Here is an 18700-nt window from a genome sequence, read left to right as displayed (position 1 = left end):
CCCCCCGCCCCCCGCCCCGCGCCGGTCACGGCAGCACCCGGCACAGCGCCTCCAGAGCCGAGGGCCAGGCGTGGTCCGCCGGGGTCGCGTAGCCGACGACCAGGGCGTCGGCCGGGGGGAGCACGGCGTCCGGGTGGCGGAACCGCGCGAGGCCGGTCAGGGCGAGGCGTTCCCAGGCGGCGGCGCGCAGGACGACGGGTTCGGTGCCGGGCGGGAGGCGCAGGACGGCGTGCAGTCCGGCGGCGATCCCGCTCACGCCGACCCCGGGGGCCCGCGCGGTGACGGCCGCGACGAGGGCGTCCCTGCGGCGCCGGTAGCGCAGCCGCATGGCCCGTACGTGCCGGTCGTAGGCGCCGGAGCGCAGGAAGACGGCGAACGTGAGCTGGTCCATGGCGCCCGGCCCCCACGTCGTGCCGCCCCAGCCGCCGTGCGGCGCGAGCGAACCGGTCGCGAGCGCGGCCGGCAGCACCGCCCAGCCGAGCCGCAGCCCCGTCGCGAGGGACTTGCTCGTCGTGCCGAGGTGCACGACCCGCTCCGGGTCGAGGCCCTGCAAGGCCCCCACGGGCTGCCGGTCGTAGCGGAACTCGCCGTCGTAGTCGTCCTCCAGGATCAGCCCGTCGTGCGCCCGCGCCCAGTCCACGAGGGCCGTCCTGCGCGCGGGGAGGAGCGCGCCCCCGGTGGGGAACTGGTGGCTCGGGGTGAGGAGCACCGCGTGCGTGCCGGGCGGCGGCAGGGGGACGGTGCCGTCGTCGTCGAACGGGAGGACCACGACCCGCATCCACACAACACTCGCGCAGGATCTTGTGGTACACCCACGCAAAATAGGACTCGACGGCGACGACGCGGACGCCGCGCTCGCGCAGCCGCGGCAGCAACTGCCGCAGGCCAAAAAAAAAATCCGGCCGTGACGAGGACGCGGTCGGGGTCCGCGCGCACGCCCCGGGCGCGCGGCAGGTACTCCGCGAGGGCCGTGCGCAGCTCCTCGGTGCCGGTGCCGGGCCAGCCGAAGGCGCTCGCCGGGGCCTGGCCGATGGCCTGGCGGGCGGCCTTGAGCCACTGCGCGCGCGGGAAGGCCGTGAGGTCGGGGCTGCCGGAGCGCAGGTCGTGCAGGGGCCGCCCGGCGGGGCGCGGCGGACGGGGCGGCTCCCTCGGTACGGGCGCGGTGCGGGCCGCGACGCGGGTGCCCGAGCCCTGCCGGGCGGTGAGCCAGCCCTCGGCGGTCAGCTCCGCGTAGGCGTCGGAGACGGTGCCCCGGGCGAGGCCGAGGTCGGCGGCGAGCTGGCGCGAGGAGGGCAGCCGGGTGCCGGGCGCGAGCCGCCCGCTCCGTGCCGCCTCGCGCAGCGCGTCCATGAGCCGGGCCCGCACGGTGCCGCGCGGGGCGCCGGGGCCGGTGTCGAGATGCAGGTCGAGGCCCTGAATGGCCCACTCGTTCGCCACGGGAATGGACCATACCCCTGGACCGCCTCGCTCCTACGGTGGACGCATGACGACGCACGAGAACACCGAGAACCACCTCCCCGAGCACACCCCCCGCCTGAACTTCGCGCGGCTCGCGCCCGAGTTCTACCGCGCGATGATCCGCCTGGAGACCGCCTCGCACGACGGCGTCGAGCCCGCGCTCGCCGAGCTGGTCCGCATCCGCGCCTCGCAGCTCAACCACTGCGCGTACTGCCTCGACATGCACACGAAGGACGCGCTCGCGGCGGGCGAGTCGGTCGAGCGGATCATCCAGCTGAGCGCGTGGGAGGAGTCGCGGCACTACTACACGGCGCGCGAGATCGCCGCGATCGAGCTGACCGAGGCCGTCACGGTCCTCACGGACGGCTTCGTCCCCGACGCGGTCTGGGAAAGGGCGGCGGCGGTCTTCGAGGAGGGCGAACTCGCCCGTCTCGTCGGCGCGATCACGGTGATCAACGCGTGGAACCGGCTGAGCGTGACCTGCCGCAACGTCCCCGGCCACTACACCCCGGGCGACCACGCGGGCTGACGGGCCGGCCGCGGCAGGCGGTCACGAGCGCGGCAGGCGGGCAGCGCCTGCCGCGGTGCTAGTCCCGCGGGGCCAGGGAGCGGAGCACGTCGAACTCGTTGCCCTCGGGGTCTCCCGACACACGGAACTAGACGTTCTGGAGTGTCGTCGTGGTTGCATCGGTCCTGGTCAAGCCCGGTACGGAGTCGAACAGCGAGATCCCCCCGCTCCCTACAGCGGGCATGACGACTGCCAGCACCCGGAACCCCCTCGCGGGGACGGTCTACACCGAGACCCTTCGGGGTGTGCGGTGTGTCCGTCTCTCCGTACTCACCGACGAGACCACTTCGCCCGAGCGGCAGCGCGAAGCCGGAGACATCGCCGCAGCGGCACTCAACATCGACTTTGGGTCGGGCGACCAGCTTCGGGAAGCCGTAGACCTTGACGTGAGCGCGAGCGCGTTCGGGCCCTTCGAGCGGCCCGAGCTTGGCGGGTGGCTCAACCGGCCCGACGAGTACGACGCCCTTGTCTGGTGGCGCTTTGACCGTGCCATCCGGTCGATGGGCCACATGCACGAGCTTGCGAAGTGGGCGAAGCAGCACCGGAAGATGCTCGTCTTCGCTGAGGGCATCGGCGGGGGTCGGCTCGTCTTCGACTTCCGCAACCCGATGGACCCCACCAGCGAACTCATGATGATGATGCTTGCGTTCGCCGCTCAGGTGGAGTCGCAGAGCATCAAGGACCGCGTTACCGGCGCGATGGCGGCAATCCGCCGGATGACCCTCCGGTGGCGCGGGGGCGGCAAGCCGCCTTACGGCTACATGCCCGCCGAGATGCCCGACGAGCACGGGGGCAAGGGCTGGACGCTCGTCCCGGACCCCGATGCGGTCAAGGTCATTGAGCGCATCGTGAAGGAACTGTTGGGCGGCGTTACCGCCTCCATGATCGCTGCGGGTCTCAACGCCGACGGGATTCCCTCCCCGCGTGATCACTGGGCGTTGAAGATGAAGCGGAAGACGGGCGGCAAGACCGGTGGGGCTAAGGGCGAAAAGGGTGTGACCCGCGAACGCTGGTCCTGGAACCCGGCGGTCATTACCCGGATGCTCCGTAACCCGACGCTGCTCGGCTGGAAGATGCACAACGGCAAGCCCGTCCGCGACGACCAGGGCAACCCGATCATGAGCACTGCCGAGCCGATCATGACCCGTGAGGAGTTCGACCGCATCGGGGCCGTACTGGACGAACGGTCCATCAACAACAGCGTTCGCAATGACACGGATGCGCTGTTGCTGCGGGTGGTCCACTGCGCCCACTGCGGGCACCGGATGTACAAGAGCCAGCAAGAGGGCCGGAACCCGTTCTACAAGTGCAACAGCCACGCGCGGGGCGAACTGTGCGAACAGCCCGCCAACGTCCGCGCGGACTGGACCGACGACTACGTGAGCGCCGAGTTCCTGCGGCTGGTCGGCTCCGTCCAGACAACGCATGTGGTGACCATCCCCGGGTATGACCCCGAGCCCGAGTTGCGCGCCACCGTGGCCGAGTACGCCGAACATCAGGAACAGAAGGGGCGTCAGAAGTCGAAGCACGCCGCCGCAGAGTGGCAGCGACGGGCGGACGCTCTCGACGCGCGCATTGCCGACCTGGAGACCCGGGAAGCCCGTCCCGAACAGCGCATCGTGACCCCCACGGGGCGCACCATCGCGGACGAGTGGGCGGCATCGGACACCGCCGGTCGGCGCGCGCTGCTCATCGAAGCGGGGGCACGCCTGGAGGTCTCGCGCGGCACGCGTGGGGGGTGGCGCAAGCTCGACGTACGGCGGGTGTCGTTCACGGTGAACGGCGCGTTCGACCCTGCCGCCGAGACCGTGACCACGGCAGCCGAAGACGTGGCGTCCGTTGAGCGCGGAGACCACCCCGCCCCCGGTTCCGCCGCTCGTCTCGCCGAGCCCGAGCCCGTGCGCGAACTGGTCGCCGCGTAGCCCCGCCCCGCTACCCTCGTTCCTGCCCCTGGCCGACATGGAGTGTCGGGGGTAGGGCTTGGTGCCCCTTCCCGCGAGGGGGTGCGGTACGACCAGGACCGCCCCGAAGCCCCGGTGAGCCCCAACGCCCGCCGGGGCTTTCTTGTGCCCGCAGACAGGCGCGCACGGCTTCGCCGGACAGCGGAGAGCGTGACGAAGTGACGGTTCTAGCTGCTCTTTCGTATGACGTAAGAAAACTTAAGAGAAAACAGAAAGGGCCATCACAACGTCACTTCGTCACCGGGGATCTTGCCGCTCCCTACCACCAGTAGGAAGCAGGAAGAACCCCGAGCGGCTAGGGAGCGTATTCGGTTGTGATCAAGAGGCTGCTCGTGTGAGGTCCTTGATCCAGATCATGGAGGCCCGGAGGTGGAGTCCGGCGAGGTAGCTCCCCGGGGTCTTGTCGTAGCGGGTGGCGATGCCTCGCCATGCCTTCATCCTGTTGATCGTCCGCTCGACGGTGTTCCGTTCCTTGTAGAGCTCGGTGTCGTGACTGACGGGCCTGCCGCCTCCACTGCCTTTCTTCTTCCGGTTGGCGGCCTGGTCCTTCTTCTCCGGGATGACCGCTTTGATACGGCGTTTGCGCAGGTGGGCACGGTTGCCGCGAGACGAGTAAGAAGCCATCTCATTTGGGTGACTCGGTAGTCTATGAGTCATGGTGGGGCTTGTTGAGCGGCTGGTGCCGGACGAATTGTGGCAGTTGTTCCAGCGGGTGGTGCCTGAGGCGCCGTCGCGGCCGCAGGGTGGTGGTCGGCGTCGGCACGGTGACCGGGAAGTGCTGGCCGCGATCGTCTTCGTGGCCACGTCGGGTTGTACCTGGCAGCAGCTGCCTTCGGCGTCGTTCGGCCCGTCCGGAGCGACTGCCCACCGGCGGTTCTCGGAGTGGTCGAAGGCCAGGGTGTGGGCCAAGCTCCACCGCCTGGTCCTCGACGAGCTCGGTACGCGCGGGGAGCTGGACTGGTCGCGGTGCGCGATCGACTCGGTGAACATGCGGGCCTTGAAAAGGGGGACCTGACAGGTCCGAATCCTGTCGACCGGGGCAAGTACGGGTCGAAGATCCACCTGATCACCGAGCGGACCGGTCTGCCCATATCCGTCGCAATCTCCGGTGCCAACGTCCACGACAGCCAAGCCCTTATCCCGCTCGTGAAGGGCATACCGCCTATCAGCTCCCGCCGGGGCCCCCGTCGACGCCGACCCGGAAAGCTCCACGCCGACAAGGGATACGACTACCGCCACCTGCGGCAATGGCTGTCCGGACGCGGAATCCGGCATCGCATCGCCCGCAAAGGCGTCGAGACCTCGCAGCGACTCGGCCGACACCGCTGGACCATCGAACGCACCATGTCCTGGCTCGCCGGCTGCCGACGACTCCACCGACGCTACGAACGCAAAGCCGACCACTTCCTCGCCTTCACCAGCATCGCCTGCACCCTCATCTGCTACCGCAGACTCACCAAATGAGATGACTTCTAAGCCTTGTCTGCGGCGACTGCGTCCGGCCGGGTGCGGGGGCGGCCGACGGGCCCGCGTATCCGCACCTTCTTCAGGACGGGGATGAACTGTGGGCTGTCCGCTGCCTGGCCCGCGGTCAGGATGAACGCCAGCGGGCGGCACTTGCGGTCGTCGGCGAGGTGGATCTTGCTGGTCTGCCCGCCCCTGGAGCGTCCGAGGAGGGCGGCCTTCAGCCGGAGTTTGCGCCGACGCCGGACGCGTCGTCGTTCTTCCCGCGCGGGATCGCTTTCGGTCTCCTGCCCGGTTTGTTCGTCGCAGCCGCCCCCTTTGACCTGGCCTTCTCCGCCTCGGCGGCGGCTTTCTCCAGGGCGGTGACGACGTCCTCGTCGAGGTGCATCCCGGCCGCGTCGTGATGGGCCCGCGCGGTGGTGGAGTCGATGCTGACCAGGGACAAGTCCACCTCACCGCGCTTCGCGGCTTCCGCGATCAGGCCCTCCAGCAGGGCCTCGAAGACCCCGGCGTCACGCCACTGCCGGAAGCGGTTGTGGACGGTCGACCAGGCGCCGAACTCTGCCGGCATCTCCCGCCACTGCCCGCCCGTCTTGAACCGCCAGATCACGCCCTCGAACTGCTGCCGCAGCCGCTCGGGGTACGGGCCGTACTCGCCGATCGGCAGGTACGGCTCAATGAAATCCCACTCCGGGTCGGTCAGTTGCACTCGCGTCACGTACGACGGTCTACCGGACCAGACCGTGCCACGAAGGCACATCCCGCAGATTGATCACGACTCGATACGCTCCCTAGCCCGGCGGCAGGATCTTCCCGCTCCCTACAGCAAGTAGGAGAGGGGCCCGGGATTACCGCGCACCCCGCTAACCCGCGAACAGGCGGACCGAGTGCTCGACCCCTCTCCTTCCAGCTCTGCCCGTGCAGCACGCACCCCGCCCGGGGTGGCCGCAGTGGTCGTGAGGCAGAGCGCGGGGGATCACACCGCCCACCAGTAACCGGCCCGGCATCGGGTCGCCGAACAGGGTTGTAAGCCCGTGTGATCCCCCACCGTGTCCGGACCGGCCCGAGCCGGCAAGGACGACCAGAGCCCACCTGACCCAACCGGTAGAGGTGCGCGGTACCGGCCCCGTCCCGTACGGGAGACCCGCAAACAATCCGCAGAGTTCCGGGTTCGAACCCCGGGGTGGGCACGCAACGACGAGCGCCAGGACGACGACCAGGCCGACGCGAATAAAGGGGGCCGCAGTGCGCTGTATCGACTGTGCGAAGCCCGCGACGCAGCGGGGCGCTGCCAGAAGCACCATCGGCTCTACGAAAGCCGTTCCGCGGTCCGCGCTCGGCGTGCTCGCCGGTCCGTTCTCGCGGCGGTGTACTCGGGGGCCGCTCGGCTTCGCGCTCTGGTGGCGGCTCGTGGTGGTGCGCGGTGTGCGCGGTGCGGGCGGCTCGTCCTAGCGGACGGGGTGGACGTCGACCACGTGCGCGCCCTCGCCCGGGGTGGTGAGGACACGGACGGCAACGTGCAAGCGCTGTGCCGTCCGTGTCACGGGGTGAAGACGGGCGAGGACTTCCCGGGACCGGTCAGACCTTCGCGTACAGACTGACGGCCAAGATCCCTCCCAAGGCGATCACGACCCCGACAAACGCGAGCGGGTGGGCGGGCATGTGGTCGATCACGAGGTGCACACCACGGTAGTGCAGCTCGAATCTCTCGTCGGGGGCGTCTTTCGCGCCCTTGCTGTGAGGCATGGTCACAGCACAGCGTGTAAATGCCGAGACGTCAAATCCGCGACATTTGGTATGTCTTTTCTGCTGCAAAGGACATACCCGCGACGCCAGGTATGCCTTTTCTGCTGCAAAGGACATACGTCGCGTTCCTTTGCGTCTCCTTTTCCTGGGAAAGGTAAGCCCCCGTGCCCCGTCGTCCCCGCCCCCGTGCAGCATCCCCGGGCGCCCCGAGCTGACTGCCCGTGGTGGCCGGTGCCCGAAGTGCACGAGGGAAGCGAACACGGCCCGCGCATCGGGGCTGGTGGGATCACCGCGACGTGAACCATGCGGCGAGACCGCTTCCCGTGGTCGTGGCGAGGGCTGCCACCAGCCACCCGGGGACCCGCTGAAGGGTCAAGTGAAGTCCGCCACAACGGAGTTCAAACAAGGGAACGGGCCGGTCGACTGTCTTTTTTGCCATGGCCTCATCCCAACTGAGCCGTACCCCGGCCGGAAGCCCCCCGGGTGAGAGTTTTGAGATTTTCAGGGCCTAACCGAGAGTTTCCGAGAATTTCCCCGTCAGAAGGGAAAACCTGCTATGCCTCGTAGACCCCGCCCCCCGTGCAGCATCCCCGGGTGCCCTGAGCTGACCGCCCGTGGTGGCCGCTGTGCCGCTCACCAGCGTGAGGCGAACGCCCAACGCGAGACACCGGGGACGAGTGCCTACGGCCGAGCGTGGCCGAACGTCCGGCGTCGCTACCTGTACGCGCACCCGTGGTGCGTCCTGTGCACGAAGCCCGCGACCGTCGCCGACCACTTTCCCGAAGCGCGTCGCGCGCTGCTCGCTCGGGGCGTCACCGATCCGGACGCGTGGCATCGGCTTCGTCCGCTGTGTACGTCGTGCCACTCGCGGGAGACCGCGAAGCATCAGCCGGGCGGCTTCGCTGCCGAACGTCGCTCGCAGCTCGAAGCCGAGCGTCCGCCGTTCTGACCAGGGGGTGACCCCCTGCCCCTCCCGAGATTGCACGGCAGGGAGGGAAAAAGCTCACGCCGCAACTACAGCACTTTGCGCGGACTTCGAATGCGACACTGCGCAACGAAAGGAGGGAAAGTTGGCCGACCCGTGGCGCAAGAAACCAGCACTTCAAATCGTCCGAGAGGGAAACCCGGGAAAGCGGGCAGCGCCGGACACCGTGGCCGTGCCGCCCGCCCAAATGATCGAACCCGACTGGCGGGAGACGTTCCGCACGGTTGAGAGCCCGGAACAGGAAACGGTCAACGCCCGCTGTCGGTCGGTTGCTTCGGCCGAGTGGCGGCGCGTCGTTCCGGTACTCGCCCTGACAGTCGGGCTCGGAGACGTAGACGCCTCGTTGGTCAAGGACTACTGCGTCGCCGTGGCCCGCATCGACCAGTGCGAGCGGGAGTTGTCAGAGCACGGGTTGATGCTCCGAGGAGAGCGCGGGTGGCAGAAGAACGGCGCCGCCACCATCGCAGGGCAGTACCGGGTTCAAGTCGCCCGCTACATCCGTGAACTTGGGCTCTCCCCCAGTGCTCGTACCGGCCTCGCGGCCCCCGAGCCGGCCGACGACGGCAGCGACCTTTGGGACTGACCCACACGCCCCTACAAGCCCCCCGTGCTGCCTGCCCCACGCGGGGCGGGCGGCACGGGGGGCTACCTCCACGTCCGCGATCGGCGGTCGCCGCCCCGCCTCCCCTCATTATGCGAGGACGCGAATATTTGAGTGATCGCATGGACGCTCCTGGCATCGCGCCAGTACCTTCGTATCAGTCGGCCCGGAAGAGGCCGGTTCGGAGGGGGCTCGGAAACGTGTCACGTGAGGAACTGACCAGGCTTACCGGCAACGGCAACGGCAACTGCGGCAAAGACGACTGCCCGAACGTCTACAAGACGGCTTCCGGTGGGTTCGTGGTGCAGGGCGCGGTGTCTCACGCCTTCACGGCCCCGGACGGCGAAGCGCTCGTGGAGATTCCGGAGGAAATTTTGAGGGAGGCCGTTCGTGCTCTTGGCTGGTGACGCTTGGTCCGCTCGTTTTGAGAAATTTCGACAAGAAGCGTGGCGCTTGGAGACCCTTCCGCAATACCTCATGCCACAGGAAGAGGAAGAGTTCGCCGCCTTTTCAAGCGGTGCCCGCATTGATCCTCAGACAGTTTCCAACGAATACACGGAACGTCTGCGCCGACAGGTCGCCGAGGGCCGCTCACAAGGGCGGGTCCATATTGTAACGCGCCCACTTTCCGAATATCTGCGCTTCGAATTCTCGCAGTACTATCGTCCGCATTCGATCGCCGGTGAGAGGATCAGAATACTGGACGTGACGGGCCGGACAAATCCCTTGGACGGGGTCCCGGATTTCTGGATCTTCGACAACGCAGAGGTGGTTCTCATGAACTACCACGCCGACGGGCGGCAGATAAGCCGCGAAGTTTACGAAGGCGACATCGCGCCGTTCATCCAGTATCGCCGAATTGCAATCGCGGAGTCGGTACCCTTTGAGGAGTACGTGAAGGGCCTTGACGTTTGACCCAGAAACGCTAGGCCAGTCGAGGAATGACCTAGCGGAAATGCTACGAGACCAGCGCAGGCGAGCCGGGAAAACTCAAACCTGGCTCGCCCGTCGCTGCGCCATGTCTCAAACAAAGGTAAGCAACATCGAAAGCGGGAAGCTGACGCCTTCCCTGCTGGATGTCGAAATGATGCTGGAAGCCCTCGGCGTGAGAGAGTCCATAGCGGCTCAAATATTCTCCGTGGCCAGGACTGCGAACACTGAATGGCAGGACCATTGGTCTTCCCGGCGCCGGGGGTTGGATAAGAAGCAGAATGAGCTTTCCAGACTCGAAAGTGCATCCACAGAGTTTCGTTTCTTCCTGCTCTCGATGATCACCGGTTTGCTCGCCACTCCGGATTACGTCCGCGCGAGCATTGCAGATGTCCCGGGCGACCAATCCAGGACAATTGCAAAAAAGCTCGAACGGCAGCAGGTGCTTTACGATCCCAAAAAATCGTTTACCTTCGTCCTCACTGAGCAGGCCGTCAGGTGGCCTCTATTGCCGCCCGTAGCAATGGCGATGCAGTTGGACAGACTCGCTTCTGTCTCCCGAATTCCCAGTGTGCGTCTTGGAGTCATCCCGCTTAGTGGGTATCTTCCCGAAAGGCCGCTGAATACCTTTACTGTCTACGACCGCAAGCTAGCCACGGTGGAGACGGGGACCGGCGCACTCCTGCTGCGCGACCGCAGAGACGTTCTCGCCTATCTCGGCGACTTTGAGTCGTACGAGCGATATGCAGCCTTCGGAGACGAGTGCCGCGAGCTTCTATCGGAATGGTCCGTCTTTTTTACCCGACAACGCTAATAGTTTTGCCTTCGCCTTGAAGCCTTCCCTAGCGTCTTGCCTATCGCACTACGCATAGGGGGTAGCTTGTGAAGAACAACCTTGCGCGACCCGAACCGCCCGAGCCCGGAACGTTGCTGGTGGACGCGAACGGCAAGCTCGGCGTGTTCATGGGCAAGGGCGGCCCCCGCTACATGCTCCGCCCCGTGCGTGGCGGGTGTGAGTGGGAGGCCGAGCCCGACACTGTGCGCGAGCCGACCCCGGCGGAACGGGAGACCGCCGAGCGGCAGCGCGCCGGACGAACGGCGGTGTCCCCGTGAGCTGGACGCCCCCGGTTCCCCCGCCCGTCAACTGCCCCCGGTGTGTGTACCTCGCCGGGAAGGAGAACGCCGCCGCCGCTCGGGGCGACGCGGAAGCGGCGCGCAAGTTCGACGGCATCGCGTCGATTCATCGCGCGGAGACCGGCTGTCCGGAGCGTGCCGCATGAGCACCCGCAGTCTGTTCCGCTTCGTCTCCTGGACCGTCAAGCCCGACCGCGAGCCCGACGCCGCCCCCGTCACGCACCTGTACCGGTGCACCAGTGAGGACGAAGCCGGGAACGTGTGCGGAGCCGAGTCCGCGCGCACCGAAGACGGGGCGTCCGCCGAAGACTGGGCGCTTCGCCACGCCGCCGAGAACCCCGACCACCGGTCGTACGCCTACGCGCCCGAGCTGCCCTACGTCGCCACCACCCCGGAACTGTTCGGGGGCCACCCCGAGCCGGAGGGGGCGGCATGAGCGGCGAACACCGGTACGTCGTCGCGGTGAGGGGCGGGGACGCGTCGCGGGGCTTCCAGCTCGGCGGGACGACGACGCGAAGCGCTCGGGTGGCGCTCGTCCGCCTTCGCGGGCAGGCGCTCCGGATCGCTGACGGCTTGGACCCGGACCCGGGGACGTGGTGGCTGGGGAACGGGGGGCTCGTCCGCCTCCCTGACGCCCCCGAAGCGCTGCCGGACGCCCCCGCCGAACTTCGGGCGTGGGTGGTCTCCTCCGTGCACCAGGACGACGCGTTGGACCAGCTCGTCAACGGCTTCCCGCTGGTGCTGCGGGTGACCGACCGGTGGTCGGGGTGCTGGTTCGAACTGACCGCCCGGTCCCTGGTGCCCGTCCCCGCCGCCCCGCCCTTCCGCCGTACCGCGCCGGCCCGCCCCGTGGCCTACGCCTAGACCCCCGTCCCGGCTTCGTGTTCCCCCACGGGGAGCCGGGGCGGGACAACTCCGAAGGGATTGCACGATGCCCGCCGTAAGCGCTCCGGTCCGTGTCTGCGGGGCCGAAACCCCGATCCCGCCCCGCGTCGCCGAACTCGCCCTGTCCGTCGTCGTCTGGCCCGGCAAGGAGGTGGAGGAGGTAGTTTCCTGCGCCATCGAAGACCACCCCGACGACGAAGAACACTGGGCGCTCGTCCGCGAGTTGGACGGCCCGCACACCGGGGCCGTCTGGGTCGTCTGGACGGACCGCATCCCCCCGTACCGGGTCCGGCAGATTCCCGACTGTCGGGTGATCAACCCGGAGGGGCAGGCGTGCCCGCTGTACGAGGGACACCCGGGCCGGTGCCCGTTCGAGAGCGACACCCCGCCCGCGACCTCCGGCACCACTCACTTGTAGCGCTCTCAAGCCCCACCCGTCCGGCGTGTTCTCTCTCCGCCGGGCGGGTGGTCGTCGGCCCCCGCGTGATGTGGGGCTGACAGCACGGGTTACGGCGTCCGGGGTGCGGTTCCCGCCCGCACCTTCGTGACCCGCGAGAGCCCCGCTTGGCGGTCCCTCCCCCGGGACTGCCGCGCGGGGCTCTCACGCGTTCGGGGCGTCGTCCTGGCGCTCGTCCTCGCCCGCCGGCTCGGTGACGTACGACCCCCGGCCCGGCACGGTGAAGATCAGCCCCTTTTCCCGCAGCACCGCGAGGGCCGACCGTGCCGTGTTCCGGGCGACGCCGAACCGCTCCGTCAGTTCCTTTTCAGACGGCACGGCCTTGCCCGGCTCCGGTGTGCCCGCTCGAAGCTCCCGTTCCAGCACCGCTGCAATCTGCCGGTACGGGGGTTCTGGTGCTCGGGGGTCAATCTCGCTGCTCGGTCCCATACCGAAAAGCCTAGAGACCCCGCCCGACCTAGACAGACTTGAACGTGACTAGACCGACCTATACAGGTTGGCCTACCGTCGAACACAGAAGCGCCCCGGAAGACCGGTCCTAAGCGGTCCGCCGGGGCTCAGCCGACCAGCTATGTAGGAGCTGACCGACCGTGCGCGAGTTTATCGCCCTGCTTTCCTTCGTCCCCGCCGCAGCAGCGCTGTGGTACGCGATCAACCCCCGTCCGAAGAAGACGCCCCGCCGCCCCGGACGGCACTCCGCCGAATCCCTCGCCGCCGCTCGCCCCGAGCCTCACAGGTTCTGTGTCCGTCACATGGACGTGACCGTCCCCGCGCACGTCCTCGCCCGCACCATCCGCCCCCGACCGGACGACTTGGACCCCATCCGGCCGTACTACCGAGCGTGGGAGAACGACCCGTCCCACACGGTCCGCCTCCGGGTGATCCGCGAGCGGCAACGCGCGTTGGTCCGCGCTGCCATCGGCGCCCCGGACTCCCCTGTCTACCGCTACGAGAACGACCAGTTCGCCGCCGTGAGGGTGACCGCATGACCGCCGAGCACCGGGGGGCCGTCTGTGCGGTCTGCAAGAAGTGGACCGACACCCCGCGACCGCTCCGGTACATCGAAAGGCAGAGCGGCCCCGGGGTGACCCTCTACGGCTGCCCGAAGCACGCGCCGGAGCCGAGCCCCACGGAGGAGACGAGAGAGCGCTAGGAAGGCGCACAGAGACGCGGAAGCCCCGTTCGGCCAAGTGCCGGACGGGGCTCTGTTGTTGCTGCGGGACCAGCCCGTATGCTTAGAACTGGTAGTCAGACGTGTCGGGGTCGGCCATGACGACCCAGCCGCGGTCCGGGCCCTGGCCCACGTCGGCGCGGGTGGCGCCGAGGGCGGTGAGGCGGGCGACCTCCTTCTCGGTGCCGGCGTCCACGGGGCTGACGTCGAGGTGGAGCCGGTCCTTGACCGCCTTGCCCTCGGGGACGCGCAGGAACACCAGCGTGGGCGGCATCTGCCGGGCCCGGACCGCCTCGGCGGTCGGCGTCCAGGAACCGATCTCGACCATCCCCTCGCCCCGGTCGATCACCTCGAAGTCCAGGACCGCGCACCAGAACTCCGCGAGCCGCTCGGGATCGTGGCAGTCGATGCTCAACTCGGTGAACCTGCTGGTCATGCCTCCCCCCGGGCATACGTGGCAGAGTGACAGCGTAGGTCACTCCCGATGCGGCTCGAAGTGGGCCAACGCCGCCTCCAGGACTTCGCGTTGGGTGGCCTCCGTCTCGTCGGGGGCGGCGGCGAGGAGCGCGTAGCGCTTGCCGTCGGTCGCGGTGAAGGCGCGCTCGACGCCGAGCCGGGTGCCGCCGGCCTTGGCGCTCTCGTAGGAGTAGACGAGTTCGGCCGCGTCGCCCTCCGGGTTCTCCGGACCGCCCCTGGCCGGGCCGAGCGTGATCTCCTCGTACCCCTCGGTGCGGCTCCGCAGGTCCTTCGAGGCCCCGGTCACCGCGTCCTCCGGGCTGAGGCCGGGCTCGGTGATCTCGAAGACCTGGAGCAGGCTCAGCTCGTCGGGCGAGGTGTAGAAGACGCTGCCGTTCTTCTCGCTGCGCGTCCAGTCCCCGGGGACGGCGAGCGTGTACCCGGCCGGGTCGTCGGCGGGGACGAATCCGTCGGGGAGCGCGGAGGCGTCGCCGGAGGGTTCGTCCGTCGGATCGGCGGTGGCGGGGTCCGGGGCGGAGAGGTCGCCCTCCTCGCGCGGGGCCGGCTCCGGCGGGGCGGAGAGCCGGGCGGGCTCGCGCGCCTCGCCGTCGTCGTCCCCCGCGCCGAGCAGGGACCAGGTGAGCACGACCGCCCCCGCGGCGACGACCACGGCCGCCGCGAGAGTGAGCGCCCGCCGGTCCCGCCAGGGGGGGCGGGCCCCCGGAGGGCGACGGCGGCGGCCCGGGGTCCCAGGTGACCGGCGGAAGCACGGTGTCGTGCGGGTCCCCCGCCGGTGCGACGACGTACGGGGCGGCCTCCCGGACCGGCGTGTACGCCGCCGTGGACCCGCCGTGTTCCCAGCACTGGGCGGAGGCGTTCCAGCGCGGCGTCCCGGGCGCCATGGCTCAGCCTCCCAGGAGCGCGGTGAGCGAATCGACGAGGGCGGTCCCCGAGGCGAGCGCGCCGACGAGCGGCCCCGAGAGGTCCACGGCCTCGCGCAGCCGGGCGAGGCGGCTCCGCGAGGCGGCGCCCTCCGTGGTGATCTCCTCCTCGGCGGCGGCCAGTTCGGTGTCGAGGGCCGCGTGGTCCGGGTTCCGCGTTAACCGGGCGAGGTCGGTGCGCAGCGCGGTGACGGCGGCGAGGAGCGCGGCCTGCGCCGCGTCGGCGGGCGCGGCCCCGCCCCCCGCGTACGAGACCGTGTTCCCGTCGCCGATCGCGAAGGCGCTGCCTTCGACGGAACCGATGTGGACGGCCGGTTCGCCCCGGCCCCGGTCCGCTGCCTCTGTCATTTCTTCCTGCCCCCCTGGCCGTTCGCGCCGTGGCTGATCGTGTTGTGGTCGCCGATGCCGATGGCGCTGTTGCTGGCGGAGTCGATGTACACGCCGCCGCTCGCGACGTGCACGATCTTCTGGTCGAACTCGTCGGTGGCCCAGCCCGCCTCGCGCAGCGCCGTGCGCACCCCGCCCGCCACGCGGTCCTGGATCGTCCGGAGATAGCGCTCCAGGTCCATCTCCTGGAAGAGCGAGAGGGTCTCGTCGGTGCCGAGTTCCCGTACCGCGGCCGAGGGGCCCTCGGCCGGGCCGCCCGCCCAGCCCGCGAGGGCGTGCAGGAGGGCGTACCAGGCCCGGCCGCCGAGCGTGCGCAGCGACTGGCCGAGCGAGGCCGGGGTGTGGACGAGCGCCCAGGCGACGTGCCCGGGCCAGGAGGCGGCGCGGTGACGGCGCGCCTCGCGCTCGGCGAGCCGGTACGCGCGGCGTACGGGCGTCAGGACGTGCGGCGCGAACTCGGCCATGAGCATCCCGCCCTGCGTGTGCACGCGGACGAAGACGGTGACGACGAGTTCCTAGAAAAAAACCGCCGACGCGGATGCGCAGGAAGTGGCGGCGCGCCTCGCCGCCCTCCTCCAGCGCCGCGGCACGGTGCGCCTCGAAGGCGTGCGGCTCGTACGGGGCGGCGTCGCGCCGCTCCAGCCCGTCGGCGGGCAGGAACACGCACTCGTCCAGGCGCAGTTCGCGCAGCCGGTCGATGACGGCCCCGGCCAGCGCCGGGTCCTCGCGCGGCGAGGGGACGCGCAGCGCCTCCACGAGCGGGACGATGCGGCGCAGGATCCGGCCGTTGTCGAGGGGCACCGGTGCGGCCTCGCCGCGCGGGCGCAGCTCGATGGCGAGCGACCACGTGCGGAACGGGGTGCCGAAGCCGCGGAAGGGCTCGTCCTCCTCGTACATCACGAGGGGCTGGTGCTGTTCGGCGCGCAGCCGGGCGCGCAGCCGGACGACGCGGGCGCTCGCGCTCGTCTCGGCGGGGTCGCCGGGGGTGTGCGGGAAGCGGGTGGGGGACAGCTCCTCGCTGACGGTCCGCGCGAACTGCCCGCGCCGCAGGGCGACACAGGCGACGATCCCGGCGAGCACGGCGAGGGTGAGCAGGGAGCGCAGGCGGGAGGGCTCGAAGTCGAACCTCAGCAGCGCGCCGAGGAAGTTCAGGACGTCGAAGCCCCCGTCGTCCTCCGGGTCGAGGGAGTCGAAGACGGAGTCGTCGGCGGAGTAGTCGCGGGAGGAGCCGGAGCCGAAGAGGAGCGCGCCGAGCAGGGCGACGGCGAGGAAGGCGAAGCCGAGGCGCGCGTACCAGCGCAGCCACAGCGCGAGGACGCGGCGGACGAGGACGACGGAGGAGGTGACGGGCCCGCTGCCCCTGACCCAGCGGGCGAGGAGGAGCAGGAGGCTGAAGAAGAGCGCGGGGAGCACGAGCCAGCCGCTCACGAGGAGGCCGAGCGCCCACAGGCCGAGGATGCCGCCCGCCCAGGCGACCTCCTGGTGGCGGGCGCGGGCGGCGTGCGAGAGGACCCGGCCCGCGTCGATGCCGACGGAGGGGGCGGGGAAGCGCTCCTCGTGCACGTACAGCTCGTCGAGGACGGCCTCGCGGAAGTCGCGGTCGTAGTGCGCGCCGACGCACAGGAGGCGGGTCGCCTCGCTCGCGGCGGGTGGGACGGGGTCGCGCGGGGCGGCGGCGGAAACGGGCGAGGGGTCCGCGGGCGGGGCGGCGGAGCCGGGCGAGGGGTCCGCGGGCGGGGCGGCGGAGCCGGGCGAGGGGGCCGCGGGCGGGGTGGCGTCACCGGGGGGCGGGCCGGTCGCCTGGGCGGGGATCGGCTCGGGCCGCTGGCCCTCTCGCGGGAGTGGCTGCTCGGTCACCTCGGGCCTTCCGGGACGGACGCGGCGTACGCGGGCACGGGGCCCGCCGGGGCACCGTGCGCGACGGGGGCAACACTGTACGACACCCGGCTCCGTCCGGCGCGCGAAAAAACGGGCCCGAACTCACCTGCCGGGCAGGTGGGTTCGGGCCCGTTCCCGGGAACGGCCGCGCGCGGCCCGCGCGGTGGGCGCGGGTCACGGGGCTTCCCGCGGGTCCGGCGGGTCCCGTGAGTCCTGCGGGACCCGTCGCGGACCGAAGGGCTCAGATGAGGCCGAGCGAGCGGACCGCTTCGCGCTCCTCGCCCAGCTCCTTGACCGAGGCGTCGATGCGGGTGCGGGAGAAGTCGTTGATCTCCAGGCCCTGGACGATGGAGTACACGCCGTCCTTCACCGTGACGGGGAAGGAGGAGATGAGGCCCTCGGGGACGCCGTAGGAGCCGTCCGAGGGGATGCCCATGGAGGCCCAGTCGCCCTCGGCGGTGCCGTTGACCCACGTGTGCACGTGGTCGATGGCGGCGTTGGCGGCCGAGGCCGCCGAGGAGGCGCCGCGGGCCTCGATGATCGCCGCGCCGCGCTTGGCGACGGTCGGGATGAAGTCCTCGGCGAGCCACTTCTCGTCGGCCACGACCTCGGCGGCGTTCTTGCCGTTGATCTCCGCGTGGAAGATGTCGGGGTACTGCGTCGCGGAGTGGTTGCCCCAGATGGTCAGGCGCTTGATGGCGTCGACCGTGACACCGGCCTTCTTCGCGAGCTGGGTCAGCGCGCGGTTGTGGTCGAGGCGGGTCATCGCGGTGAAGCGGTCGGCCGGTACGTCCGGGGCGGCGGCCTGGGCGATGAGGGCGTTGGTGTTCGCCGGGTTGCCCACGACGAGGACCTTGATGTCGTCGGCGGCGTGGTCGTTGATCGCCTTGCCCTGGGGCTTGAAGATGCCGCCGTTGGCCTCCAGGAGGTCACCGCGCTCCATGCCCTTGGTGCGGGGGCGGGCGCCGACGAGGAGGGCGACGTTGGCGCCGTCGAAGGCCACGTTCGGGTCGTCGCTGATCTCGATGCCCTTGAGCAGCGGGAAGGCGCTGTCGTCGAGCTCCATCGCGGTGCCCTCGGCGGCCTTGAGCGCCGGGGTGATCTCCAGGAGTCGCAGGTTCACCGGGACGTCCGGGCCCAGGAGCTGGCCGGAGGCGATGCGGAAGAGCAGCGCGTAGCCGATCTGGCCGGCCGCGCCGGTGACGGTGACATTCACGGGAGTGCGGGTCATGACGATCTCCATCAGACGACTGGCGGTGGGGTTCCCTGCCCCAAGGGGTGGATCTGGGGCCCGACGCCGGATGATCGATCTCTTGGCGTCAAGAGAGATCCGCCGCTCAGGCTATCGCGCCGGTGGGGAGCGCGACCGCAGGGCGGGTGTGGCGGGGCCCACAGGGGCCGGGGCGCGCGAACTCGCGGGGGTCCGGGGCCGCACGGGCGTGCGGGGATCGGGCCCCTGGGGGTGTGCGGCCCCCGTACTGCGAGGGTCCCCGGAGGGGTGTGCGGCCCCCGCAGGCGAGGGCCCCGCACGGCGAAGGCCGCCGAGTGGCAAGGGGCTGCGGCGGCCTTCGCAGGGAGGGGACTCTCCCGTGGGGGGTATGAGCGCGTGTTCCCCCGGGTGAGGCGGGGTCATGCGTGCTCCCCGGGGAGTTTTTTTCGGAGCCGTCACGGGCATCGG

Annotated in this window: 19 protein-coding genes and 4 pseudogenes; 13 read left to right on the top strand and 10 right to left on the bottom strand. The window is 70.1% G+C overall.

Going from position 1 to position 18700, the window contains the following annotated elements; all coding sequences use genetic code 11:
- Window positions 1-25 precede the first annotated feature (25 nt).
- Window positions 26-1437 (bottom strand): annotated as a pseudogene (locus tag SSBG_RS18550) (PLP-dependent aminotransferase family protein).
- 46 nt (window positions 1438-1483) lie between these two features.
- Between SSBG_RS18550 and SSBG_RS18545 the strand changes: the two are divergent.
- On the top strand, window positions 1484-1987 hold the full coding sequence (locus SSBG_RS18545) for a carboxymuconolactone decarboxylase family protein (RefSeq protein WP_008747605.1): 504 nt from the start codon (window positions 1484-1486) through the stop codon (window positions 1985-1987).
- Window positions 1988-2208: 221 nt separating this feature from the next.
- Window positions 2209-3948 carry a recombinase family protein gene (locus tag SSBG_RS18540; RefSeq protein WP_008747604.1) on the top strand — a complete coding sequence of 580 codons (1740 nt, stop codon included), beginning with the start codon at window positions 2209-2211 and terminating at the stop codon, window positions 3946-3948.
- A gap of 357 nt (window positions 3949-4305) precedes the next feature.
- Here the strand turns inward: SSBG_RS18540 and SSBG_RS18535 are convergent.
- Window positions 4306-4605, bottom strand: a pseudogene (locus SSBG_RS18535) (transposase); the annotation flags it as partial.
- 37 nt (window positions 4606-4642) lie between these two features.
- Here SSBG_RS18535 and SSBG_RS18525 point away from each other — a divergent pair.
- A protein-coding gene (locus SSBG_RS18525; RefSeq protein ID WP_106429290.1) for an IS5 family transposase occupies window positions 4643-5451 on the top strand; the annotation gives its coding sequence in 2 pieces (ribosomal slippage) (window positions 4643-4991 and window positions 4991-5451; 810 coding nt in all).
- Between the two features lie 11 nt (window positions 5452-5462).
- Here SSBG_RS18525 and SSBG_RS18520 read toward each other — a convergent pair.
- Window positions 5463-6169 (bottom strand): annotated as a pseudogene (locus tag SSBG_RS18520) (transposase); the annotation flags it as partial.
- A gap of 331 nt (window positions 6170-6500) precedes the next feature.
- On the opposite strand from SSBG_RS18520, the gene SSBG_RS35860 reads away from it, so the two are divergent.
- Complete coding sequence (locus SSBG_RS35860; RefSeq protein WP_324603569.1) at window positions 6501-7052, top strand: HNH endonuclease signature motif containing protein; 552 nt, start codon at window positions 6501-6503, stop codon at window positions 7050-7052.
- Here the strand turns inward: SSBG_RS35860 and SSBG_RS18515 are convergent.
- Window positions 7030-7314 (bottom strand): hypothetical protein, encoded by a 285-nt coding sequence (locus tag SSBG_RS18515; protein WP_234010579.1) that lies wholly within the window; start codon window positions 7312-7314, stop codon window positions 7030-7032. The two genes, SSBG_RS35860 and SSBG_RS18515, sit on opposite strands and share 23 nt — an antisense overlap.
- A gap of 953 nt (window positions 7315-8267) precedes the next feature.
- Here SSBG_RS18515 and SSBG_RS18510 point away from each other — a divergent pair.
- The 8 genes from SSBG_RS18510 to SSBG_RS18480 all read left to right on the top strand — a co-directional run bounded on the left by SSBG_RS18510 (window position 8268) and on the right by SSBG_RS18480 (window position 12150).
- The gene (locus SSBG_RS18510; protein ID WP_199781385.1) at window positions 8268-8765 is read left to right on the top strand and encodes a phage terminase small subunit P27 family; all 498 of its coding nucleotides are present in this window, start codon (window positions 8268-8270) and stop codon (window positions 8763-8765) included.
- Between the two features lie 218 nt (window positions 8766-8983).
- Window positions 8984-9190 (top strand): hypothetical protein, encoded by a 207-nt coding sequence (locus SSBG_RS31455; protein WP_008747596.1) that lies wholly within the window; start codon window positions 8984-8986, stop codon window positions 9188-9190.
- Window positions 9174-9698 carry a DUF6879 family protein gene (locus SSBG_RS18505; protein WP_008747595.1) on the top strand — a complete coding sequence of 175 codons (525 nt, stop codon included), beginning with the start codon at window positions 9174-9176 and terminating at the stop codon, window positions 9696-9698. The genes SSBG_RS31455 and SSBG_RS18505 overlap by 17 nt, the downstream gene beginning before the upstream one ends.
- Entirely contained in the window at window positions 9688-10527 is an 840-nt protein-coding gene (locus SSBG_RS18500) for a helix-turn-helix domain-containing protein (RefSeq protein WP_008747594.1), read from the top strand. Before SSBG_RS18505 ends, SSBG_RS18500 begins: the two co-directional genes overlap by 11 nt.
- 68 nt (window positions 10528-10595) lie before the next feature.
- The gene (locus SSBG_RS18495; RefSeq protein ID WP_078491348.1) at window positions 10596-10826 is read left to right on the top strand and encodes a hypothetical protein; all 231 of its coding nucleotides are present in this window, start codon (window positions 10596-10598) and stop codon (window positions 10824-10826) included.
- A 163-nt stretch (window positions 10827-10989) separates the two neighbouring features.
- Window positions 10990-11283, top strand: coding sequence for a hypothetical protein (locus SSBG_RS18490; protein WP_008747591.1), 294 nt, complete (start codon window positions 10990-10992; stop codon window positions 11281-11283).
- Window positions 11280-11711, top strand: coding sequence for a hypothetical protein (locus SSBG_RS18485; RefSeq protein ID WP_008747590.1), 432 nt, complete (start codon window positions 11280-11282; stop codon window positions 11709-11711). Before SSBG_RS18490 ends, SSBG_RS18485 begins: the two co-directional genes overlap by 4 nt.
- Before the next feature lie 67 nt (window positions 11712-11778).
- Window positions 11779-12150: a hypothetical protein gene (locus SSBG_RS18480; protein ID WP_008747589.1), complete on the top strand. Its 372-nt coding sequence runs from the start codon at window positions 11779-11781 to the stop codon at window positions 12148-12150.
- A 183-nt stretch (window positions 12151-12333) separates the two neighbouring features.
- On the opposite strand, the gene SSBG_RS18475 is transcribed toward SSBG_RS18480, so the two are convergent.
- Window positions 12334-12618, bottom strand: a complete 285-nt coding sequence (locus tag SSBG_RS18475) for a GntR family transcriptional regulator (protein ID WP_037870099.1) — start codon at window positions 12616-12618, stop codon at window positions 12334-12336.
- A gap of 161 nt (window positions 12619-12779) precedes the next feature.
- Here SSBG_RS18475 and SSBG_RS18470 point away from each other — a divergent pair, with 161 nt between their 5' ends.
- Complete coding sequence (locus SSBG_RS18470; protein ID WP_008747587.1) at window positions 12780-13178, top strand: hypothetical protein; 399 nt, start codon at window positions 12780-12782, stop codon at window positions 13176-13178.
- 246 nt (window positions 13179-13424) lie between these two features.
- Here SSBG_RS18470 and SSBG_RS18465 read toward each other — a convergent pair whose 3' ends face one another.
- The 5 genes and pseudogenes from SSBG_RS18465 to SSBG_RS18445 all read right to left on the bottom strand — a co-directional run bounded on the left by SSBG_RS18465 (window position 13425) and on the right by SSBG_RS18445 (window position 18253).
- Complete coding sequence (locus SSBG_RS18465; RefSeq protein WP_008747586.1) at window positions 13425-13796, bottom strand: VOC family protein; 372 nt, start codon at window positions 13794-13796, stop codon at window positions 13425-13427.
- 39 nt (window positions 13797-13835) lie between these two features.
- Complete coding sequence (locus tag SSBG_RS18460) at window positions 13836-14486, bottom strand: hypothetical protein (protein ID WP_008747585.1); 651 nt, start codon at window positions 14484-14486, stop codon at window positions 13836-13838.
- Window positions 14487-14721: 235 nt separating this feature from the next.
- The gene (locus SSBG_RS36190; protein ID WP_008747584.1) at window positions 14722-15105 is read right to left on the bottom strand and encodes a hypothetical protein; all 384 of its coding nucleotides are present in this window, start codon (window positions 15103-15105) and stop codon (window positions 14722-14724) included.
- A pseudogene (locus SSBG_RS35855) lies at window positions 15102-17001 on the bottom strand (hypothetical protein). The gene SSBG_RS36190 and the pseudogene SSBG_RS35855 overlap by 4 nt, the downstream one beginning before the upstream one ends.
- Before the next feature lie 262 nt (window positions 17002-17263).
- Entirely contained in the window at window positions 17264-18253 is a 990-nt protein-coding gene (locus tag SSBG_RS18445; protein WP_008747582.1) for a malate dehydrogenase, read from the bottom strand.
- Window positions 18254-18700 lie beyond the last annotated feature (447 nt).

Source organism: Streptomyces sp. SPB074 (assembly GCF_000154905.1).
Lineage (GTDB): Bacteria > Actinomycetota > Actinomycetes > Streptomycetales > Streptomycetaceae > Streptomyces.
This window is presented reverse-complemented; position numbering and strand designations above follow the sequence as displayed.